Raw genomic sequence first — 20,646 nt, 5'->3', positions numbered from 1 at the left:
GATGGCTATCCGTTGGGCGCCGCTGCAGTTGGGACCTCAACCATGACGTTCCTGTTCCATCTCATCGATCAATTCGACGGCCTTCTGCCCTCGCGTCTTCAGCTCGCTCACAATCACCGCCACCACAATCAACACGGCTCCCAGCATCGCAATCGGTGGGAACCGTTCCCCGGCAATCCGCCCGACCACCCCGGCCCACACCGGCTCACCGGCATAAATCAACGTTGCCCGCGTAGGCGACACACTCTGCTGCGCCCAATTCATCGCCACCTGGATCACCGCACTGGTCAAACCCAGGCCCACCGCGCTGAACAGCAGCAACCACGAAAAGCCCGGCAACGCCTCGCCCATCGGCACCACCAGCATGAACGACAGCACTGACGCCGTCGCGAGTTGCACTACGGTTACCCGGCGCACATCCACCTGCCCGGCAAACGCGCTGATCAGAATAATTTCGGCTGCAATCGCCACCGCGCCGATCAAGGTGGCGATTTCCCCGGCGCTGAAATCCAGCGAAGCGCCCGCCGGGCCTGTCAGCAGCATCAACCCGGCAAACGCCAGCATGATGCCGATGCTTGGCATCAACCCCGGACGCTTGCCGAGCACCAGCCACTGCAATAACGGCACGAAGGGTACATACAACGCGGTGATAAACGCCGACTGGCTGCTCAGGATCGTCTGCAAGCCAATGGTCTGCAAACCGTAGCCAAACATGATCGCCACGCCGATAAACACCCCGGCCTTTAACTCAAACAGCGTGAGATCGCGCAAGGTGCGCAAGGAAAAGCAGCCCACCACGATAGCGGCGGCGGCAAAGCGCAGGCCGACGAAAAACATCGGCCCGCTGACGGTCATGGCATGCTGCACCAGCAAAAAGGTGCCGCCCCAAAACATGGTGATCACCACCAGGATGCATTCGGCTTTGCTGAAACGATTGAAACGCGAAGGGGAGTTAGGGGCGGTCATGGCGGCTCGGTCTTGCAAGGGAAAAGCACGGACCGCACAATGCGCCGCACTGCTGGGCAGTATACTGCGCACACCCACCAATTGAGCAATATAGTGCACAAAGAAAATCCGCAACGGGCCTCGGTCCTGCAACACGTCAGCCAGAACGTCCGTCGCCTGCGTCACGCTGCGGACTTGAGCCAGACTGCGCTCTCGGAAAAGTCCGGGGTCAGCCGGCGCATGCTGGTGGCGATTGAAGCGGGGGAGAAGAACGTCAGCCTGTCCACCCTCGACCGTGTGGCCGAAGCGCTTGAGGTGGCGTTCAGCGATTTGATCCAGGCTCCGGATGTACGTGATCACAGCCGCATCAATGAGCTGGCCTGGGCGGGTGAAATTGCTGGCAGCAAGGCGGTGCTCCTGGCCAAAGCCACAGCGCGGCGTGAAGTCGAGTTATGGGAGTGGCGCCTTGAACCTGGTGATCGGTACTGCCCGGATCCTGACTTGGAGGGCTGGAGTGAGCAGCTATTTGTCTTTGAGGGCAGCTTGACCCTGGTGATAGGCAGTACTGAATACACCGTCGGTGCCGGGGAGTTCTTCATGTTTCCTAGCCACCAGCCTCACGCTTATCGCAACGAAGGGGAGGTGGCAGTTCGGTTTGTGAGAAATGTGGTGATCTAACGTTGATATCAGTGTTTGTCAACTGTCAGGTTTCACAGCTTATATGCCCTGAGCTGGGGAGGTAGAGTCGGTATGACCACTCAATTAGCCGATTAATATTGGCAGGCAAATGTTGGGTGGCTTTTATCTCAATGTCGCGCTCAACTATGCGTCCTGGGGCTATGTGCTGGATACTGGGCGTGGCGGCGCCGAGCAACTCCTGCGCGAGGCGATTTGCATCACATTTACATGGGCAAACAGTAAGGGCTGACCTGCATGAGTGAATCGATCCGCGTTGCTGATGTACTGATCATCGGCGGCGGCCTCAGCGGCACGATGCTCGCCTTGCAACTGCTGCGCCTGCCGGGCACTCGGCACATCCTGGTGATTGAACCGCGTGCTGAGCTGGGGCGAGGCGAAGCCTACAGTGCAGTCGAGCTGGGCCACACGTTGAACGGTAATGCGGCGCGTATGAGCGTTGACCCGGACAACGCCGACGACCTGACCCAGTGGCTCACCGACTACATCGCTGGCGGTGGGTGGCCGGAGTCGGACCAGCAGCACGTGCCCGTCAGCGAACTGTTTGCGCCGCGAGGGATTTTTGGTCTGTACGCTCAGCAGCGCCTGGCGCAAGCCAAGGCGCTGTCCACATCGACCGTCGAGCACATCCGCGCCGAAGGGGTAGATCTGCAAGTCGAGGCAACCTCGACGCGGGTCACCCTCGATACTGGCGAGCAACTGTATGGGGCTTTTGCGGTCTTGGCCACCGGCATGTTCCCGGCTGCGCGCACGCCACAGACCGAGTCCACGGGGCTGAACGCCGCCGCACTGGACCCATGGGACGTGCAAGCGATGACCCGGCTCGACCCACAATCAACGGTGCTGATCATCGGCTCCGGGTTGACCATGGTCGACGCCGTGGTGTCCCTGGAACAGGCTGGGCATCGCGGGGCCATCGAGATTTTTTCGCGCCACGGCCTGTTGCCCCATGTTCGTCGGCAACCGCCGAGTTGGGACGACTTCCTGGCCGCCGACCACCGCCTGCGCAGCCCTCGGCAATTGCTGCGCGAGGTGCGTCGGCAATGCCGCATCGCACTCGACCAAGGCGTCGATTGGCAGGCGCCGCTGGACACCGTGCGTGTGCATATCGCGCGCCTATGGAGCCAGGCCAGTGAGCGTGAGAAACGCCAGTTCGTGCGGCATGTGCGGCCATGGTGGGAAAGTCATCACCACCGCTCGCCGCCATTGAGCGCGCAATTGGTGGCGCGCTTGCAGGAAGAAGGACGGTTGCGGATTCGCGCAGCGTCGTTCAAGGGTTTGGTGCCGTCGGATGAGGGCGTCGCCATTGCGGTGCGCCATCGTGGCGAGCCAGGGCTCACCCGAGTTTCGGGCGCGGCCTTGATCAACTCCAGCGGTATCGAATACGACTGGCGCCGCGTGGCCCGGCCATTGCCGCAGCAACTGCTCAAGCGTGGGTTGATCCAGCCCGGGCCGTTGGCGTTGGGGATTGCGGCGGATGCGGCCGGCGCGGTGCTGAATGCCCAGGGCCAGGCCAGCCAGCGACTGTTTGCCATGGGCCCGCCGTTGCGGGGCATGTGGTGGGAGAGTACGGCGGTGACCGATGTGGCGCTCCAGGCCAAGGCACTGGCAACCAAGCTCACACAGATCTAAATGTGGGAGGGGGCTTGCCCCCGATGAGCATAGGTATCTACATAACTTTGGGGCGACGCTGGACCTGTGGCGAGGGAGCTTGCTCCCGTGACGGACTGACAGCCGACGCTGATCTAGCTGACGCACCGCGATCCAAATGTGGGAGCTGGCTTGCCTGCGATGACGGCCTGCCAGCCGATGCCAATCTACCTGATACCCCGCAATCAAACTGTGGGAGCGGGCTTGCTCGCGAAGGCGGCCTGACAGGCGACACAGCTATATCGGGAGCAAGCCCCCTCCCACATTTGATCTGCGTTTAGCTTGAGGTTTTCACAAAACCGGGCTTCAGCCCAAACACCTCAACCCCCTGCGGTGTCGATTGCCCGGTGGTCACCTTCACCCGCTCCACCGGTTTATCCATCGCTGGCCGATACTCCACCGTCATATCCGGATGAATCGCCTGGCTGGGAATCACCAGCGCCTGGTCATTGTTGTAGGTCACGATGGTCAATCGTGCACTCATGCCCAGGCGCACCCGTTGCAACTGCTGTGGTGTCAGCTTCGGGATCGACAGGGTCACCGGAAACTGCGCGCTGCCCTGGTTGTCGCTGGCGATGGCCAAGCCACTGACCACGCTGACCGAGCCGGCCAGCCGTTCGCCGTCGAAGCCATCGCCCATCACTTCCACCGCCTGACCCTGGTGCAACTGGTTGATGTCCAGCTCGGAGACCTTGGTCACGATTTTCAGCCGTTCGATATTGGCCAGGCCAAACAGTACCTGGCCCTGGCTGACCTTGCTGCCGGCCTGCACCGGTGCGTTGTTGTTGCCACCACCTTGGGCGGTGTTGCTGCTGCCGGGCGCGGGCACCACGATGCCGGAGAACGGCGCCTTGATCTCCTTGCCTTCAAGGAGTTTTTGCAGGGCTTGGTATTTCACCGTGGCATTGGTCAGCTCCATTTCGGCAATCTGCCGGTATTCGCCTCTGCCTTGGTCCTGGGCCTGTTGCAGCTCGCTGTGCGCCGCTGCCAGGTCGAGTTGCTGCTGTTGGGTTTGCTGCTTGAGATCGTCCAGTTCGTTGCGCGGAATGATGCCGCGCTTGAATAGGTTTTCACTCTCGGTGAGTTTGCGCCGGGTATTGCCGGCGGTCATTTCGGCGGTGCGCAAACTGCGGCGAGCACGGCTGACCGCAGGGCTACTGTCCCAGTCCTGCATTTCCTGCACGGCACGCCGGGCCTTGAGCTGGGCGGAGAGGGCGTCGCGCAGCTGCACTTCAAGAGTGGCCGGGTCCATGCGCAACAGCACTTGGCCGGCCTCGACGCGCTGGCCTTGCTCCACCAGATTGGCCAGCACATTGCCGTCGAACGGCGCCGTGAGGGTGACGGTAGTGTCGGGCTCGATCTTGCCCACCAGGCCGATCTGGTGCACCAGCGGGTCGGGTTTTACCGCCAGCCATTGCTCGGCGGTGCTGGCCTGCTCGACGCTGCTGCGTTGGTTGAGCAGGCTGACAGCCGTGCCTGCCAGCAGCACGATCAAGACGACGGCCAGCAAGCGTTTTTGATTAGTAGTCATTGAGGGCGATTTCCCAACTTTCCAGCGTCATGCCCAGGGTCAGATCGAGCTGGGTCTGGGCGTTCAAATAAGCGATCAGCGCATTGAGCTGGGCGTTTTCGGCGTTGCGCAGGTCGGTCTCGAAGCTCAATACCTGGAAGTTGGTGGAGCGCCCGGCACTGAGTTTTTCCCGCTCGATCTCGATCTTGCGCCGCGACAACTCCACGGCGCGCTTGGAAATCTCATATTGGCGCCAGCGGGTGCCGAGGTCACGTACCACGTTGTTGACGTTGCGCTCCAGCTCCTGGCGGGCGTCGGTAATGCGGATTTCCTGATCCTCCACATTCACTCGCGCGCGGACTTCGGCCTGGCGTGTGCTGATGTCGCCAATGGGGATCTGCACCTGCACGCCGGCGTAGCTGTCCCAGGTGCGGTTATTGGTGTGGCCGTTGTCGTTGTCGTAGGCGTCGCGCACCTGGTTGGCGCCGGCTACCAGGTCCACCTGCCAGCGCCCGGAGTCCTTGGCGATTACCAGGTTAAGATCGGCCTGCTGGCTGCCGAGCAGGGCGGCGAGATATTCCGGCTGCTGGTTCTGCGCCAGGTTGAAGGCTTGGCGCTTGTCGATGCCCATGGGGTTGGCCTCCAGGGCTTCGGTGGCGCGAATCGGCGTGGACAGGTCCAGGGCCAGCAGGCGCAGCAGGGCCAGGCGGTTGGTGTCCAGTTGGTTCTGGGCTTCTTCCACGCCCAATTGCTGGGTGGCGATATCGGCTTCGGTCTGCACGATCTCGAACTCGGCCATGCGTCCGGCGCTGATCAGCGCTTTGTTGACGTCCAGCAGGGTGTTGGAACGCTTGAGGGCTTCCTGGACGATCACCAGTTGCTCCTGGGCGCGAAGGAGTTCGCGGTAGGTGGCGATGATCTGGCTGATGGTCTGCGCCACGGTGGCCTTGAGGTTCAGGCGGTTGGCCTGCTCGGCCAGGCGCGACAGGCGCAGCGGCGCGGTGGTGGCGTCCCAGCCGGCGCCGCGCATCAGCGGTTGGATGATCGCCAGGTCGAGCCCGTCGCTGCGGTAACGGCCGGCGCGGTTGGCGTTGTTCAACTGCTGGGTCCAGGCCATGCTCAGACGCGTGCCATATTCGCCGAGCAGGCTGCTGGTCGGCGCCACACTGGCGTTGCGGGCATTGTCCTGGGAGCCCCGGCTGGTACGGTAATTACTGTTGAGGGTGAGCTTGGGGTTGAACACGTCTTCGGCGACGCGCAGGTCAAACTTCTGCGCCACTCGTTGCAGATAGGCGCTGCGGATCGCCGGGTTGTTGCGCAGGCCCAGGTACACGGCATCGCCCAGGGTCATGGTGGTGACCTGGGCATTGAGCGACGCGCCGCGGTCATAGGCGCTGCGCGTGCTGCTGGGCGCCGATGGCTTGACGACCACCTCGGCAGCCACACCGGGCAGGCTGATCAGCGCCAGCAACCACAGCCATTTACTCATCGCGCAAGGCCTCCACTGGTTGCAACCGCGAGGCCGAGACCGCCGGATAGATGCCAAAGAACAAGCCGACCAGCAAGGTACTGCCCACCCCCAGGGGCAGGGCGGCCACCGCCAGGGCAAATGCCCAGCCCGACAGCCAGGCATACAGCCACGCAGCGGTCATGCCCAATACGGCGCCGCACAGCGCACCCACGGCGGTAAGGGTGACGGCTTCGAGCAGGAACAGGTTGCGGATATCCCGCTGGCGTGCGCCCAGGGCCATGCGAATGCCGATCTCGCGGCGGCGCTCCGAGACGTTCATGAGCATCACGTTCATCACCCCGACCCCGCCGCCCACCAGGGAAATCGCGCCGAGGGCCAGCAGCAGATAGGCGAAGGTGCGGCTTTGGCGAGTCATGCCGTCGATCATCTGCTGGGGCACCGTGATATCGACGTCATGCTCGGTGAGTTGCGGTTGCAACGCGGCGGCGGTATCACGGGCAATACGTTCCATGTCCTGTCCCGGCGCTGCGCGGATGATCACATTGCTGATCTGCGGGCTGGCATAGACGCGGCGCATGCCCTCGGCGGGAATAAACAGCGATTCGTTGGCCTGCACCGGCATCAGCATGGCCCTGGGCTGGTTGTGCAGGATGCCGACGATCAGGAACAGGTAGTCATTGATGCGCACGCGGTCACCCAGCTTCAGCGGGTCGCCCGGCGCGCCGAGGGCCTGGGCGAGCTGGTCACCGATCACGGCGTAGGTTTCGTTGGCGTCGAAGGCTGACAGGAAACGTCCCTCGCGCATGACCAGGCGCATGGCCGCGTGGATATCCGGGGTGCTGCCGACCAGGTTGGCATTAGTGGTGCGGCCATGGAATACGATGGGCCCGCTGAACAGGCTGAGGGCGCCGATATGGGCAATGCCCGGCACGGCCAGGCGCACGCTGTCGAGGTCAAGCCGGGTGCGCATCGGCACATTGCTGCCGCCCTTGGGCGGGAACTGGGCGACAAGGGTGTCGGTGCCCATGTCCTTGAAAATCATCGCTGCATCCACCGCCGCGTTGTGGCCGATATTGATCAGTGCCACCACCGAGGAACTGCCGATAACGATGCCCAGCAACGCCAGGATCGAACGTTTGCCCAGGGTGCGCAGGCTGATGAACGCTTCATGCAACAGCTGGCTCAGGCTCTGCTCGACCCGCAGGCTCATAGGCGCTCAGCCTCGTGCACCACGCCATTGCGCACCAGGATCTTGCGCTCCAGGCGCTCGGCGATATGCGCGTCGTGGGTGACGATGATCAGCGTGACCTGTTGCTCACGGTTGAGGGTGAGCAGCAGGTCCATGATCTCCTGGGCTGTGCTGCTGTCGAGGTTGCCGGTGGGTTCGTCGGCCAAAATCACTGAAGGCTTGCCCACCAAGGCGCGGGCGATGGCGACGCGCTGGCGCTGGCCCCCGGAAAGGTCGGCAGGGCGATGGTGGGCGCGCTCGGCCAAACCGACTTGCTCGAGCATGCGCTGGGCTTGCTCCACCGATTCATGGCGCGACACACCGCGATAACTCAAGGGCAGGGCGACATTGTCCAGGGCGCTCAGGCGCGGCAGCAGGTTGAAGCTCTGGAACACGAAACCGATCTGTCGGTTGCGGATCGCCGCCAGTTCATCAGGGCTGGCCTTGAAGATATCGTGGCCGGCAAAGTGGTACTGGCCGCAGTTGGGCAGGTCCAACAGGCCGAGAATATTGAGCAGGGTGCTTTTGCCGGAGCCGGAGGCACCGAGGATGCCGCAGCTATCACCGCTGGCGATGGACAGGCACACGTCGTTGAGAATGCTCAGTTCCTGCCCGGCGAGCTGATAACGCTTGCCGATGCCTTGCAGGGAAATCAAGTCTGGGTGCGCGGGGGTCTGTGTCATCATGACTACGCCTGCAGTCTCGACGATGCCGCTCTGCTTCCGGAAAACCCTTGTAACAAGTTCGGAAGCTGCCTGGACGCGTTACGGACTGGTTTTATTTCTTGTTTTTAAAATATTGTTTGAATAGTAACTGCCTTCCTGGCGCTTCGCCAGCCATGGAGGTAGAGCGGTTTTACCGGTTGAAACGATTTTCTCGTTGGGTGACAGGGGCGGGAAAACATCCTTCGGCTTGCCTCAAAAGCCCGGTTATACAGGCTTTGCAAGATATGGCGGAGTGTCACTACTTGCTTTCGACGGGCTGCCCCGGTATAAAAAATCAAATTATTTTTTAAAACAATATTTCCGCTGTGGAACCCATATGGTCGCGAAGAAACTCAGCGCTCCAAACGTTACCAAGACTCGACTGCTGGATGCGACAGAGGCTCTTTTCATCAAGTACGGTTATGACGCCGTGTTGCTACGGCAGATAACCGAACGCGCCCAGGTCAACCTGGCCGCGGTGAACTATCACTTCGGGGACAAGGACTCCTTGATGAAAACCTTGCTGATGCAGCGCCTGGAGCCGCTCAATGAGCAGCGCCTGGAACTGCTGGCGCGTTGTGAAGCCGAATCCGATGGCCCGCTGGACTGCGACACGCTGCTGGGCGTGCTGTTTGCCCCGGCCATGGGCCTGGAACGTAGCGACCCTGCAAGTGGGGAAGGGCGTTCGTTCATCCGCTTCCTGGGCCGGGTCTACAGCGACACCTCGCCGTTTATCCAGGAATACCTCAAGGTGCATTACCAGCCGGTGTTCCAGCGTTTCTTCGAAGCCTTCGCCCTCGCCCTGCCGGATTTGCCGCGCAATGAACTGGGGGTGCGCCTGCAATTTGCCCTCAAGGCCATTTCCGGAGTCATGGCCGGCACCGAACTGCGCCTGCTGATGAACTCCATGAGCCTGGGCCGCCCAGCGACGGATGCGGAGGTGATGGCCAAGTTGATCACCTTGGTGTCGGCGGCGATTCGTGTGCCGCAGCAAAGTCCGGAGGCTGAAACGGCGTTGGCTAGGGTGCTGGACACCCAACGCGCCATTCGCGAGCAAGCGACACGGTGAATATGGCCCTTGTAGGCGCTGGTCGTTTTTTAGCGCCAAAAAGCAGGCAAAAAAAAGCCCGCTGGGGCGGCGGGCTTGATGTGAAGCGTTTGTAACGGATGAGGCTTCACACTACGTTCCGGCTTGTGAATAAATCGTGAAAAATATGTAAGAAGAAGTGTGAATGTGCGGACATTGTATTAACGGCGCTTTTGAGTGATGCACCGCCACTCGTCGCCACTGTCAATTCTGACAGCTAGACGTGATAGGAGATCGGGCGTGTGATTCTCCCTGTCTCGTGCGGGCCTGCACGGGCTTTAATCAGGAGAAAGATAATGCCTGCCAAACCTCCAGCGTCTGAATCAGCAACTGCGAACCCCGAAGCCCAGTCAGCCCCCGCCAGACCTACCCCAGTAAAAAAGCCACCTGCCGTGGTAAAACCATCGGGCACCCGCCCCGGATTTACCGTTGTTGAGGATTTGGATTCCCCCTATTCCTCTCCTCCACAGGTCATACCGGTAGAAGGGGCCTCCTATGGTTTGGGCATTCGTCATGTCGAAGAGGGGCTGGACATCGTCTTTGAGCGCTGGGACGTTGTTTCAGCGGGCGACGCCTATCGGTACAAGACGGGAGACCTGGTGCTGGCAGAAGACACCGTCAAGATTGAGGAAATTACTCACGCGCGATTCTTCCTGAACATTCCTCGCAGCAAAGTACCGCTGGGCTTTGTGGGCGATGTCTACGGCGAGGTCGAGCGTGCGAGGAGCGGTCGACTCAGTACCTCACCGCGCCAGGTTGTGTTTATCAAGGACACCCGGCCCGGAGGGGCCGACGACCGACCGCATGAAAACTGGCACTCCAAATTGGTGCTGACCCTTTCGGATACGTTCATTGACGCTGTCGTCGCGGCCAGGGGCGTTACTGCAACGATTCGGGCATGGGAGTTCATGCGAGTCAACGATCTGGTGATGTTCTACTGGGGCGGGCATCGTTTTGATCTACCTCCCATCACCGCCGACCAAGTGGACGCTGACCTGACGTTTTTGATCACGCCTGAGTTCATTACCGCGGCCGAATCCGGTCATTTTGTCGTGCAGTTTTATTTGTATGACGAGGTGCGTAATCGCTCGGGCGAGTTGCAGCCGTGGTGCAAGCCTGTACCGGTAGAGGTCAATTTGGAGACATCGCTGCTGCCGGAGCCGTTTATCGTCGAAGCAAACGAAGTCACCATGGTTCTGGACGCCGATGCTCTCGGCCAGTCGCCTGCACATGCTGAAGTAGACGTACCGCGTAACAGTCCTCATTTTCGGGTGGGTGACTTTATCTTGCTCACCGTACACGGCACGACCCCAACGGGTGAGTATGTGACCGAGTCCTTGCGGCAAGAGGTAATCAGGATTCCCCAATATTACGAATTCCCTATCCGCAACGAGTTGGTCCGCTCACTTATCCAAAGCACCCTGACGGCTTCCTATGTGCGACAAAGAGACGGTGCAGAGGACCTGCCCTCCAGGAATACCACGGTTACCGTTGCCGGCCAGCGTTTTGAGTTGCCCAGGCCACTGGTACGCCAGGCCCACGGGCCATTCATTGAACCGGACTTGCCGCTCATTACGGCGGAGATGCCGGACTACCAACCGCCGGGCAGCCCGGGGGACGATCTGACGGTTCGAATTCAGGGCTATCACCTGGACAATACCTCGGAACTGGTTTCGTCTTCGCGCCTGGCCGGTTCGCATGTACGCACGCGGGATTTTCTCAATGCCGAGTACATGCGATTCGAAGGCTTGCGCGACACTAATGTGCATTACATCGTCACCGGTGCGCTGGGAGTACGGGAGTCGGAGCGACGTTGGGTTCAAATAGGACGCCCTGCACGCACGCTGCAAGCCCCTGTGTTTCAGGATGCCATCAATGGCAACATTGACCCGGCGCTGGTCGGCAGCGTGGGTACGTTGGAGTTGCGTGCGGATTTTAAGGCAGGCGACGTGGTCGTCATCAAATACACGGGCTCCGTCAGTGGAGATGTGCAATACGAATACCCGCTGTTTTTGGCGGGTAACCCATTGTTGGTAGATATTCCAAAACAACTCTTCGCTGACAACCTGGACGGCACGCTCACTGCCAGCTTTCTGATTGACCGCTTTGGCGTCTTCCAGTACTCCGAGGACGCGATAGTGACCATCGGTACCGCACTGGGCGAACTGTTCATGCCCGAAGTGCTGCAAGCCAACCCCGACACCCATGAACTCGACCCGATGCAGACATGGCCGGAGGGTGCCACGGTGCGGGTGCGTTATGAGTTCATCAAGCTTGCCGACAAAATCGAGGTTGATTGGAAGGGGCTCCCAGGAATAGGCAGCCATTCGCAAATCAAGGAGGGGCAGACTGGCGACTATATCGACTTCACGATCCCGGTCGAAGCCATCGGCTACAACATCCATCCTGATGGCCGTGATATCGAAGTGTCCTTCAAGGTGATCCGCAATGGGTTTGCTACGCCGTCACCGACACTGGTAGTGCATTTGTTGTCTCTGCATCATTTGCCTGGCCCATTGATCGACAGCATCGGCGATGACAGCGTGTTGCAGAAGACGTTGCTGGACGATCTGGACATGACTCGGGTGCCGCCCTATATATACGCTGCGGTGGGTCAACGCATGTGGTTGCACTATTCGGGCAGGCTCGACACAGGAGGTGCCTATGAGGAGTCGACTTTTGTTGCTCGTGAGGTCGTTGACGTGGACGTCGACTTTGGCCCTTCGGCATTCGCGCCGGTAGGTCGTTTGCGCCGCCTTCAAGACTGGTCCGAGCTGACGATCAGCTTTTGGGTGACGTTCGATCACAGTTCGCTGCGGGACAATGCGGTGCTGTTCGGCGTTCGTCATCACGTGGTCCAGGACCTGGCTAACGTATTCCCTCATCCCGAGATCAAGGACTCGACGCCTGCCGCCGGGCCGGAAGTATCAGTCAACCCGCTGACAGTCGAAAACAAATGCCAGGTGCTGGTGAGCTATCCCAACATGAACGTGGGCGGGACTGACGAGGTCACGCTCCACTGGGTCTTGGAAGATGGATTGACGATTGATTTAGGGCCACTGGATGGACTGGATGGTGGGACGGTTACCTTCAACATTCCCAATGACCTGGTGGCCAGGAGTGTGAACAGCACCGTTCATTTGCAATACATCGCCGAGTTGGCCAGAGGTGGCAAGGGCACATCCGATGAGCAGAAAGTCACGTTTGGGACTATTGCGTCTGCCAACCTGCCGCGTGCTTTCATTAATGGAGTGGGCCATGGCGGGAGCCTTAACCCGCCCACATTCACCAGTGACGGGCGGATTGCTGTCGCCAAATGGCGTTTGAGCGCTCCAGGACAGACAGTGTGGATGTCGGTTTCCAGCCCTGGTGCTGTTACGCAGAACATTTTGACGGGTTATCCGATCAACGATGCGGAGGCCGCCAATGGCCTGCGCGACAAGTTGATCTCGCGCGCCTGGTTATTGGGCCGGCCGAATAACAGTGTGGTCACGATCACGTTGGCGGTCGGCTACAAGGTGGGGGCCGAGCGCAGTGATGCGATACCGTTCCCGTCCACGCAGTACACCATTCGCGTGACGTCGCCGCTGAATTTCGATCAGTCTGCGGTCACCTTGAATGCTCGGACTTACCTGATTGCCGGAGCTTCCAATGTATTGCCTGCCTTCGGCGCAGGAAATTCGATCAGACGCCAGGCTTCGGGAGGCACAGCGCCCTACCACTACTCTTCAAACAACACATCGGTGGCCGTAGTAGATGGCAGTGGGCTGGTGACCGTGCGTGGTAATGGTTCCGCGAGCATTACCGTCAGGGATTCGTCGGTACCGGTGCAGAGCCGCAGTTACACCGTTTATGTCAGCAACGTTGTGCAAGTGCATGGCGTGGGCAGGAACACGTTCAGAAATATCAGCGCGGCAGTGGCGAATGCTGGGCTACGTATGCCCAGTCTTGATGACCTACGAGCAATCAACAACGCCTATGGGTCGAGGTTTCCGGGTGGGCTGGGCTGGTACTGGTCGGGGACCTTCTCCCATTCATTTCTCTTTACCAACTATTACTACTTTCTGGATATCCCTAGTGGGGGCACAGGAACGGAAGCTGACAAGTTGCTCGGTGGCCACCTAAATGGTGTCGGGTTGAGATAATGCAATAGTGAAGCGCTGGCCGGTGGATCGTATAGAGAAACCGGCCTTTTCAACTTCAGTTGGTTGAGTGGGGAGGTTTAGATTTTCCAGTGACTTGCACTATCAGCCAGCTTTTGACGCATCGCATCCACATTCGCCGCCAATTGCACGGTCAGCAACCGATACCCATCCAGCGCACTGTAGACCGGCACATCCAGCGCAGGCTTACTGCCCGTGGCGCGACTGCTGCGCTCCAACCGCTCCGTCACCCCCGACTTCAACGCCCGCGCCATGCCCACCAACTGCACGCGAATCTGCCGATGCTCGGCCTTCAACATCACCTGCATCCGCGTCGTGGCCTGTTCGTCCCGCGGGTCCGGACGGGTATTACCCAGAATCTCCAAAGTGCTGATGCACATGCGCAGGTGGCGCTGGATCGCATCCAGTTCAGTCATGGAAATCCGCACTTCCTTGGACACCGACGGCATTAAAGAACGCAGTTGCACCATCGCCCCGTTCAAGCGGTTGAGCAGCTTGAGGTGTTCATCGTCAGTCACCGATTGGCCATTGATGATCCGGCTATAAATCTGCGCGCAATCACGCAACGCGCTGGCCAGGTTATAGCGCCATGAGTACACCGCGTACAGCGGCAGGGCGAAGGAAAACGCCAGGGCCAAGGCGATGCCGATGAGGATGTCCACAGTGCGCCACAGGCCGTCGGAGATCGGGTTATCGCCGTGGCCGGCGACGATAAACACCGTGATCGCCGACAGCAGCGCGATATAACCGCCCTTGCCAATGGCGTGATAAGAAAAGAACCCGCACACCACCGACATCAACAGGTAAGTGAGCAACGGCAGGCCGAAGTACGCCTGTTGCACCACCAGCAGCAAGCCGACGCTGGCGCCGATCAAGGTGCCGTAGGCGCGCTCGACGGCTTTCTTGCCGATATTGCCGTGGTGCTGCAACCCGCCGATCACGATCAGCATGGTCACCGACGCCCATTCACCGTGGGGCAGGTTGAGGCCGGTGGTCAGCAGGATGGTTGCCAGCAAACCCACCGATACACGCGCGGCGTGGATCAGCTTGGCATGGCGAAAGCGGCGGTAGGGGTCGAGCAAGGGACGCAGCAGGCGCCGGGCAAAGAAGGGCAGGTTCATCAATCTTAAAGTGGCCTCAAATGTATGAATGTGCTCGATCAAATGTGGGAGCTGGCTTGCCTGCGATAGCATCACCGCGACTGACTGAAAGACCGAGGTGCCGGCATCGCAGGCAAGCCAGCTCCCACACTGACCTGTCTGCACATTGGAGCGGGGTTGGCTTCAGAAGATATAGTCGGTAGTCAGGAAGCTTGAGTCACGGTTGCGCAGGATCTCGCTGACCAACGCCTTGTTGCTCTCCTGGAACTTGGTCGCCACCAGGGTGCGGATCGAGAACACGCGCAGGGCGTCATGCACCGACAGCGTGCCCTCGGCCGAGTTCTTGCGCCCGTTGAACGGGAAGGTGTCCGGCCCGCGTTGGCATTGGGCGTTGATATTGATGCGACCGACCTGGTTGGCGAAGGTGTCCACCAGGCGACCGACTTGCACCGGATTGGTGCCGAAGAGGCTCAACTGCTGGCCGAAATCCGAGTCCAGCACGTAGTCGATCACGGTTTCCAGGTCGCGGTAGGGCACGATCGGCACCACCGGGCCGAATTGCTCTTCATGGTAGACGCGCATCTGCGGGTTCACCGGGTACAGCACCGCCGGGTAGAAAAACGAACCACGGCTGCTTCCACCTTCGGCATTGACGACCTTGGCGCCGTGCCGGGCCGCATCGGCCACCAGTTCGTTGAGGTAATCCACCTTGCCCACTTCCGGCAGCGGCGTCAGCGCTACGCCGTCTTCCCAGGGCATACCAGGCTTGAGGGCGGCCAGCTTGGTGTTGAACTTCTCGATAAAGCTGTCGACCACATCCTCATGCACGAACAGGATTTTCAGCGCAGTGCAACGCTGGCCGTTGAACGACAGCGAGCCGGTGACTGCTTCACTCACCGCGTTGTCCAGGTCTACCTCGGGCAGCACGATGCCAGGATTTTTGGCATCCAACCCCAGCGCTGCGCGCAAACGGTGCGGCTTGGGGTGCAGCTTTTTCAAATCACTGGCGGCCTTGTTGGTGCCGATAAACGCGAAGATGTCGATCTTGCCGCTGGCCATCAGCGCGCTTACGGTCTCGCGGCCGCTGCCGTAGATCACATTGATCACCCCGGCCGGGAAACTGTCACGGAAGGCTTCCAGCAAGGGGCGGATCAACAGCACACCCAGCTTGGCGGGCTTGAACACCACGGTATTGCCCATGATTAACGCCGGGATCAGCGTGGTGAAGGTTTCGTTCAACGGGTAGTTGTAAGGCCCCATGCACAGCGCCACGCCCAGGGGCACGCGGCGGATCTGGCCGAGGGTGTCCTGCTCCAGCTCGAAACGGCTGCTTCGGCGGTCGAGCTCCTTGAGGGCGTTGATGGTGTCGGTGATGTAGTCGCAGGTGCGGTCGAATTCTTTCTGCGAGTCCTTGAGGTTCTTGCCGATTTCCCACATCAGCAGCTTGACCACCGCGTCGCGCTGTTCGCGCATTCGCCGCAAAAATGCTTCGACATGCTGGATACGTTCGACCACGCGCATCGTCGGCCATTCGCCCTGGCCACGGTCATAGGCGCGCACGGCGGCATCCAGGGCGGTGAGGGCGGTGTCGGCATCCAGCAGCGGCGTGCTGCCGATATGCACACGCTCATTGCCCAATTGCACCGGGCTTTGCACCCGGGCCAGCGGCCCCTGCCATTCCTGCAGTTGGCCATCGACCAGGTACTCACGCTGTTCAATGGGCGCGGCCAGGCGAAATTGCTCAGGAATGTCGGCGGCAGAAGAAGGAAACAGCTGGGCGAGCAGATTGCTGGTGGTCATGTCGCTACCCCTGGAATAGTTGCAAAACATGACTAGAGAGTCACTCAACTTGCGGCTCCAAGGCAAGGCTTGCGCGCATTCTTGTTCGCAGCGCTGCGCGCGCCGGGTAAACTGCGCGGCTTTCTGGAAGGAGTTCACATGAGTCAGTACCAGCCGGGCATTCTTGCCGCCCCGGTGCCTTTGCAGGCCCGTCATCTGTTTTTTGCCCTCGATTCCCTGCAAGCCGTGCCTGCTGCCCTGGACGCACTGGTGCAGTTGACGGATGCGGCGGCCGTGGTCGGTTTCGGTGAGCCGCTGATAAAGGCCCTGGGTGCTGAGATTGAAGGCTTGCGTACATTCCCCGTGACCAACGGCCCCGGTGCGCACAACCCGTCGACCCAACAGGCGTTGTGGGTATGGTTGCACGGGGTGGATCGCGGCGAGTTGCTGCTGCGCAGCCGCACACTTGAAAAAGCCCTGGCCCCGGCTTTTCGCCTGGTGCAATCGACCGAAGGCTTTCGCTACAAGACCGGTTTTGACCTGACCGACTACGAAGACGGCACCGAAAACCCCCACGACGATGCCGCCGTGGAAGCCGCCTTGACCGACAGCGGCGCCAGCTTCGCAGCGATCCAGCAATGGCAGCACGACCTCGACGGTTTTGCCGCATTGCCGGCCCAGGAGCGTGACCACATCATTGGCCGCCGCCATGGCGATAACGAAGAGCTCGACGATGCCCCCGCGTCGGCCCATACCAAGCGTACCGCCCAGGAAAGCTTCGTACCGGAAGCCTTCGTTGTGCGCCGCTCCATGCCCTGGGCCGAGAACGGCCAGGCGGGGCTGATGTTCCTCGCGTTCGGTCACTCTTTCGATGCGTTCGAAGCGCAGCTGCGGCGCATGAGTGGGTTGGAGGATGGGATTGTCGATGGTCTTTATCGCATCAGTACGCCGTTGACGGGGGGCTATTACTGGTGCCCGCCGCTGAAGGACGGACGTCTGGACCTGGGCTTGGTTTTTCAAGCGCCGCAGCGCTGAAAATGCGGGGGGGGGTGCCTTGAACGGTCATTGCCTCCTACATGATGCGACAGCGGCCGCTTCGCACCTAACCGAGCATTTTCACCTTGCCGCTGTGCAGCTTGTACACGCCGCCGACGATCAGCAGTTTTCCCGCCGTGACCGCATCGGCCAGCAGGCTTGACTCCGCCGTGAGCCGCACCATGGTGTCGGTGACATTTTGTGCAATGGCGTTTTCCAGCAGATCGCCGGGCGCTTTCAATACCCTGTTCACCGAGGGTTTGAAGGTGTCGGCCAAGCCCTGGATCTTGCCGGGGAACCGGGCGTTATCCTTGACCACCTTGACCCCCGCCGCGACGGCGCCGCACTGGTCGTGCCCCAATACCATGATCAAGGGCGTGCCCAATACGGCCACGGCATATTCGAGGCTGGCAAGCCCATCATCGGTGACGAAATTGCCCGCGACCCGAACCGCAAAGAGGTCGCCACGGGCGGTGTCGAAGGCGTACTCGGGAGCGATGCGCGAATCGGCGCAACTCAACACCGCGACAAACGGATTTTGCCCGCCCACCAACACTTCGCGTTCGCTCATAAAATCATGACGCTTGGTCACGCCGTCGGCGTAACGCTGGTTGCCCTCCATCAGCCGTTGCAGGGCAAGCTGTGGACTAAGGTCGTTGGCGGGCTTGGGCAGACTCGCCGGCGTCGGGGCTGCGTGCGCCAGGGAGGGCATTGCGCCGGCAAGCAGGGTTGCGCCTGCACTGACGGCAGCCAGCTGCAGGAAGTTTCGACGGTCTTTCATCGGGGGGTGGCCATCGCACATAGGCAAGGTTCTCTGGCGGGTTAGAGAGGGAGGTGCCTAGAGTGGGAATGATCACCTTGAAATGATGTAAGAAGTTTCTTATTTTTCAGTAGGTTAATTATTTTTAGCCTAGACGCCGCCCGGCCTTATGCGTTTTTCAGGCTGTCCAGCCAGGCCGGGTCCAGCCGGGTTTGTGCGATATCCATGCCCAGCGCCTGCATCTTTGCCTTGTGGGCTTTGATCTCGCCCACCAGTTGCGCCTGGGCGCTGGAGTTGGCGTCCAGCTCGTGCATCTGCGTCAGCCCCAGGTGATAGAAGCGCAACAGCTTGATGGCCGCCGGGTCGCTGGCCTGCACCCGCTCGCTGACCTTGTGCATCACATTGGTCACACTCATCAGGCTGCGTTTGAGCTGCCAACCGTATACAGCCGGCGCCAGCCAGGGCTGGGTCCAGAACGGGCCACGCACCAGCGCGACAGTGATCAACACCCCGGCAAATACGCCGCCGACATTGAAGCGAAAGTTGTCGCCACCGGGCTCACCGAACAGCATCACCGCCAGGCTCGACAGCAACATGGCCAGGGCCAGGAACAGCACGGCGACGATCAGCGTACTGCGGCGGGTCTGTTGACGGTAGATGACGGGGTCGCAGGGTCTGAGCTCGAACATTCGGGGGGAATCTCCTTGGTGTCTGTAGGGGGATAGGCACGGCCGGCATCTTCTCACGGGCAGACCGCCGCCGGGCAATCAAGTTGAACGATGGCTCGCGGGGCCTTCTCTAAATCAGGGCATGCCACCAACCCTTGTGAGGTGAACCATCATGTCCGAACACAAACAGCCACCACCTGGTACACCCGACCCGAACCGCACGCCCGGCGAAGAAGAGCGCGACAACGATGCATTGCGCCCCAATGACCCGAAAGAGCGTGGCCCGGACGACGATGTCGAGCGCGTCGAAGAAGACCTGGAAAACCTCCACGACAAAGCGCGCCCGCTTTAACAGGAGAACCTGATGAACAAGCGTACCGATGGCCCCCATTCCAATGAACATGCCAGCGGCAAGGATGAGCTGGGCTTTGACCCGGACTCGCCGGATTTGGCAGACCCCCAGGTCGACCCGATAGGCCCTGCCATCGCGCCGTTGGACAAAGACAAAAAGGATAAGGAAGAGGCGAAAAAAAAGCCGCCCTACGATCCGTTGGGCGACTTGAAAAAGTGAACCGAGCCCCGCCGTTGTGCGGGGCTTTGTTTATTTGGGCGGGGTCCAACTGACGTCAGTGATGCCATACTTTTCCGCCCAGGGCCGGGTGGTTTTTTTCACCTGCTCGTGACCCACGCGGCCGATGCGGCTGACATGGGCAATGTCGGCATCAACGGCCGCCCAATGCCATGCCTCGACGTTGTTCATCACTTCGGCGCGCACCACGAAAGACTTGGGTTGACCGTGTAGCTGATAGTGGATGGTGTAGATTTTTGCGGTACTCATGTTGCCTCCCTGTCTTGTTATAGATGGATAGGCCAGTGTTCAAAAAGGTTCATTCAAAATGACAACGTGCGCGGGGGCGCGGCATAGTGACGCTCCGCCTCGTGCCAAGGACCGCGCCATGCCTGAACTCACTCACCGTGCCCTCTATTTGAAACGTCTGGGCTACGATTCGCCGCCGCCGCCCACCCTGCAAACCCTGCATAACTTGCAACTGAGCCATGTGTGCACCTTTGCCTTTGAAAACCTGTCGACGCTGATGCACGCGCCGGTGCCGATCGACCTGCCCAGTGTCGAGCACAAGGTGCTGCACCAGGGGCGCGGCGGTTATTGCTACGAGTTGAACCAGTTGTTCCTGGCCCTGCTGCAGGAACTGGGCTTCGAAGCCCGGGGCATCACAGGACGCGTGGTGATCGGTGGGCCGGCAGACGCCCACACCGGGCGCACCCACCGCCTGAGCCTGGTGACGCTTGAAGGGGTGCGCTACATCACCGACGTCGGCTTCGGTGGCATGGTGCCCAGCAGTCCGTTGCAACTGGACACCGACGCGCCCCAGGCCACTGCCCACGAGCCCTATCGCCTGACCTTCAATCAGGGCAGCTACACGCTCTGGGCCCAGGTCGGCGAAGAGTGGCGCGGCCTGTATGTGTTCGACCTGCAAATCCAGGCAGACATCGACTACGAAATCGGCAACTGGTACGTCTCCACGCACCCTGGGTCGCCCTTCGTGGGGCAGTTGAAAGCCGCGCTGCTGGCTCCCGGTAAACGTCATACCTTGGCCAACGCCCACTATGCGCTCCATTACCTGGATCGACCCAGTGAAAAGCGCATGATTCAGACTGCCGATGAATTGCTGGGGCTATTGCGCGATACCTTCGGCATTCGGCTGCCTGATCAGCCTCAACTTCGCGAAGCCGTGGAACGCCTTATCTGTATGAATCCTGAAGAACATTGAAATAGAGCCTTCGCTGAACCGTTTTTTCTCCTTTTTGGTGCAAATCAGTTCGAACTTTTT

18 protein-coding genes are annotated in these 20,646 nt (G+C 60.4%); 8 read left to right on the top strand and 10 right to left on the bottom strand.

All coding sequences use genetic code 11. From position 1 onward, the window contains the following. Positions 1-36 precede the first annotated feature (36 nt). Positions 37-966, bottom strand: a complete 930-nt coding sequence (locus TU73_RS26530; RefSeq protein ID WP_057014642.1) for a DMT family transporter — start codon at positions 964-966, stop codon at positions 37-39. A gap of 93 nt (positions 967-1,059) precedes the next feature. Between TU73_RS26530 and TU73_RS26525 the strand changes: the two genes are divergently transcribed. Both TU73_RS26525 and TU73_RS26520 read left to right on the top strand, forming a co-directional pair. After that, positions 1,060-1,623 (top strand): helix-turn-helix domain-containing protein, encoded by a 564-nt coding sequence (locus TU73_RS26525; protein ID WP_057014641.1) that lies wholly within the window; start codon positions 1,060-1,062, stop codon positions 1,621-1,623. 255 nt (positions 1,624-1,878) lie between these two features. Further along, positions 1,879-3,273 (top strand): FAD/NAD(P)-binding protein, encoded by a 1,395-nt coding sequence (locus TU73_RS26520; RefSeq protein ID WP_057014640.1) that lies wholly within the window; start codon positions 1,879-1,881, stop codon positions 3,271-3,273. 295 nt (positions 3,274-3,568) lie between these two features. On the opposite strand, the gene TU73_RS26515 is transcribed toward TU73_RS26520, so the two are convergent. The 4 genes from TU73_RS26515 to TU73_RS26500 are packed head-to-tail and all read right to left on the bottom strand — an operon-like array spanning position 3,569 to position 8,186. Continuing rightward, a complete protein-coding gene (locus tag TU73_RS26515) occupies positions 3,569-4,822 on the bottom strand; it encodes an efflux RND transporter periplasmic adaptor subunit (protein WP_057014639.1) in 1,254 nt (417 codons plus the stop codon). Next, a complete protein-coding gene (locus tag TU73_RS26510; RefSeq protein ID WP_057014638.1) occupies positions 4,812-6,290 on the bottom strand; it encodes a TolC family protein in 1,479 nt (492 codons plus the stop codon). Before TU73_RS26510 ends, TU73_RS26515 begins: the two co-directional genes overlap by 11 nt. Next, a complete protein-coding gene (locus TU73_RS26505) occupies positions 6,283-7,482 on the bottom strand; it encodes an ABC transporter permease (protein WP_057014637.1) in 1,200 nt (399 codons plus the stop codon). Before TU73_RS26505 ends, TU73_RS26510 begins: the two co-directional genes overlap by 8 nt. Beyond that, entirely contained in the window at positions 7,479-8,186 is a 708-nt protein-coding gene (locus TU73_RS26500; protein ID WP_057014636.1) for an ABC transporter ATP-binding protein, read from the bottom strand. The genes TU73_RS26505 and TU73_RS26500 overlap by 4 nt, the downstream gene beginning before the upstream one ends. A gap of 355 nt (positions 8,187-8,541) precedes the next feature. On the opposite strand from TU73_RS26500, the gene TU73_RS26495 reads away from it, so the two are divergent. Together TU73_RS26495 and TU73_RS26490 are read left to right on the top strand one after the other, a co-directional pair. Further along, positions 8,542-9,273: a TetR/AcrR family transcriptional regulator gene (locus tag TU73_RS26495; RefSeq protein WP_034120280.1), complete on the top strand. Its 732-nt coding sequence runs from the start codon at positions 8,542-8,544 to the stop codon at positions 9,271-9,273. Between the two features lie 314 nt (positions 9,274-9,587). After that, the gene (locus TU73_RS26490) at positions 9,588-13,436 is read left to right on the top strand and encodes an Ig-like domain-containing protein (RefSeq protein WP_231984783.1); all 3,849 of its coding nucleotides are present in this window, start codon (positions 9,588-9,590) and stop codon (positions 13,434-13,436) included. 77 nt (positions 13,437-13,513) lie between these two features. On the opposite strand, the gene TU73_RS26485 is transcribed toward TU73_RS26490, so the two are convergent. Then, positions 13,514-14,575 carry an FUSC family protein gene (locus TU73_RS26485; RefSeq protein WP_057014635.1) on the bottom strand — a complete coding sequence of 354 codons (1,062 nt, stop codon included), beginning with the start codon at positions 14,573-14,575 and terminating at the stop codon, positions 13,514-13,516. A 162-nt stretch (positions 14,576-14,737) separates the two neighbouring features. Then, entirely contained in the window at positions 14,738-16,354 is a 1,617-nt protein-coding gene (locus TU73_RS26480) for an NADP-dependent glyceraldehyde-3-phosphate dehydrogenase (RefSeq protein WP_057014634.1), read from the bottom strand. Between the two features lie 138 nt (positions 16,355-16,492). Between TU73_RS26480 and TU73_RS26475 the strand changes: the two genes are divergently transcribed. Beyond that, positions 16,493-17,368 (top strand): Dyp-type peroxidase, encoded by an 876-nt coding sequence (locus tag TU73_RS26475; RefSeq protein ID WP_057014633.1) that lies wholly within the window; start codon positions 16,493-16,495, stop codon positions 17,366-17,368. A 67-nt stretch (positions 17,369-17,435) separates the two neighbouring features. Here TU73_RS26475 and TU73_RS26470 read toward each other — a convergent pair whose 3' ends face one another. Beyond that, positions 17,436-18,149: a carbonic anhydrase gene (locus tag TU73_RS26470; protein ID WP_231984784.1), complete on the bottom strand. Its 714-nt coding sequence runs from the start codon at positions 18,147-18,149 to the stop codon at positions 17,436-17,438. A 146-nt stretch (positions 18,150-18,295) separates the two neighbouring features. After that, positions 18,296-18,817 (bottom strand): DUF3087 family protein, encoded by a 522-nt coding sequence (locus TU73_RS26465; RefSeq protein WP_057014631.1) that lies wholly within the window; start codon positions 18,815-18,817, stop codon positions 18,296-18,298. Positions 18,818-18,968: 151 nt separating this feature from the next. Between TU73_RS26465 and TU73_RS26460 the strand changes: the two genes are divergently transcribed. Together TU73_RS26460 and TU73_RS26455 are read left to right on the top strand one after the other, a co-directional pair. Beyond that, on the top strand, positions 18,969-19,148 hold the full coding sequence (locus TU73_RS26460) for a hypothetical protein (RefSeq protein WP_046068648.1): 180 nt from the start codon (positions 18,969-18,971) through the stop codon (positions 19,146-19,148). A 12-nt stretch (positions 19,149-19,160) separates the two neighbouring features. After that, positions 19,161-19,367, top strand: a complete 207-nt coding sequence (locus TU73_RS26455) for a DUF6021 family protein (protein WP_057014630.1) — start codon at positions 19,161-19,163, stop codon at positions 19,365-19,367. Between the two features lie 30 nt (positions 19,368-19,397). On the opposite strand, the gene TU73_RS26450 is transcribed toward TU73_RS26455, so the two are convergent. Beyond that, entirely contained in the window at positions 19,398-19,634 is a 237-nt protein-coding gene (locus TU73_RS26450) for a DUF6555 family protein (RefSeq protein WP_057014629.1), read from the bottom strand. Positions 19,635-19,752: 118 nt separating this feature from the next. Between TU73_RS26450 and TU73_RS26445 the strand changes: the two genes are divergently transcribed. Further along, positions 19,753-20,586, top strand: a complete 834-nt coding sequence (locus TU73_RS26445; protein WP_057014628.1) for an arylamine N-acetyltransferase family protein — start codon at positions 19,753-19,755, stop codon at positions 20,584-20,586. The last annotated feature ends 60 nt before the right edge of the window (positions 20,587-20,646 follow it).

Origin of the sequence: Pseudomonas libanensis, from assembly GCF_001439685.1 — a bacterium.
GTDB lineage: Bacteria > Pseudomonadota > Gammaproteobacteria > Pseudomonadales > Pseudomonadaceae > Aquipseudomonas > Aquipseudomonas libanensis.
The sequence above is the reverse complement of the archived record's forward strand: the minus strand, read 5'-3'. Positions and strand labels throughout refer to the sequence as shown.

Bases quoted from the DNA above. Each gene is read 5' to 3' on its own strand.
- TU73_RS26530 (WP_057014642.1), bottom strand. From the start codon at position 966: ATGACCGCCCCTAACTCCCCTTCGCGTTTCAATCGTTTCAGCAAAGCC.
- TU73_RS26520 (WP_057014640.1), top strand. From the start codon at position 1,879: ATGAGTGAATCGATCCGCGTTGCTGATGTACTGATCATCGGCGGCGGC.
- TU73_RS26515 (WP_057014639.1), bottom strand. From the start codon at position 4,822: ATGACTACTAATCAAAAACGCTTGCTGGCCGTCGTCTTGATCGTGCTG.
- TU73_RS26510 (WP_057014638.1), bottom strand. From the start codon at position 6,290: ATGAGTAAATGGCTGTGGTTGCTGGCGCTGATCAGCCTGCCCGGTGTG.
- TU73_RS26505 (WP_057014637.1), bottom strand. From the start codon at position 7,482: ATGAGCCTGCGGGTCGAGCAGAGCCTGAGCCAGCTGTTGCATGAAGCG.
- TU73_RS26500 (WP_057014636.1), bottom strand. From the start codon at position 8,186: ATGATGACACAGACCCCCGCGCACCCAGACTTGATTTCCCTGCAAGGC.
- TU73_RS26495 (WP_034120280.1), top strand. From the start codon at position 8,542: ATGGTCGCGAAGAAACTCAGCGCTCCAAACGTTACCAAGACTCGACTG.
- TU73_RS26490 (WP_231984783.1), top strand. From the start codon at position 9,588: ATGCCTGCCAAACCTCCAGCGTCTGAATCAGCAACTGCGAACCCCGAA.
- TU73_RS26485 (WP_057014635.1), bottom strand. From the start codon at position 14,575: ATGAACCTGCCCTTCTTTGCCCGGCGCCTGCTGCGTCCCTTGCTCGAC.
- TU73_RS26480 (WP_057014634.1), bottom strand. From the start codon at position 16,354: ATGACCACCAGCAATCTGCTCGCCCAGCTGTTTCCTTCTTCTGCCGCC.
- TU73_RS26475 (WP_057014633.1), top strand. From the start codon at position 16,493: ATGAGTCAGTACCAGCCGGGCATTCTTGCCGCCCCGGTGCCTTTGCAG.
- TU73_RS26470 (WP_231984784.1), bottom strand. From the start codon at position 18,149: ATGAAAGACCGTCGAAACTTCCTGCAGCTGGCTGCCGTCAGTGCAGGC.
- TU73_RS26465 (WP_057014631.1), bottom strand. From the start codon at position 18,817: ATGTTCGAGCTCAGACCCTGCGACCCCGTCATCTACCGTCAACAGACC.
- TU73_RS26460 (WP_046068648.1), top strand. From the start codon at position 18,969: ATGTCCGAACACAAACAGCCACCACCTGGTACACCCGACCCGAACCGC.
- TU73_RS26455 (WP_057014630.1), top strand. From the start codon at position 19,161: ATGAACAAGCGTACCGATGGCCCCCATTCCAATGAACATGCCAGCGGC.
- TU73_RS26450 (WP_057014629.1), bottom strand. From the start codon at position 19,634: ATGAGTACCGCAAAAATCTACACCATCCACTATCAGCTACACGGTCAA.
- TU73_RS26445 (WP_057014628.1), top strand. From the start codon at position 19,753: ATGCCTGAACTCACTCACCGTGCCCTCTATTTGAAACGTCTGGGCTAC.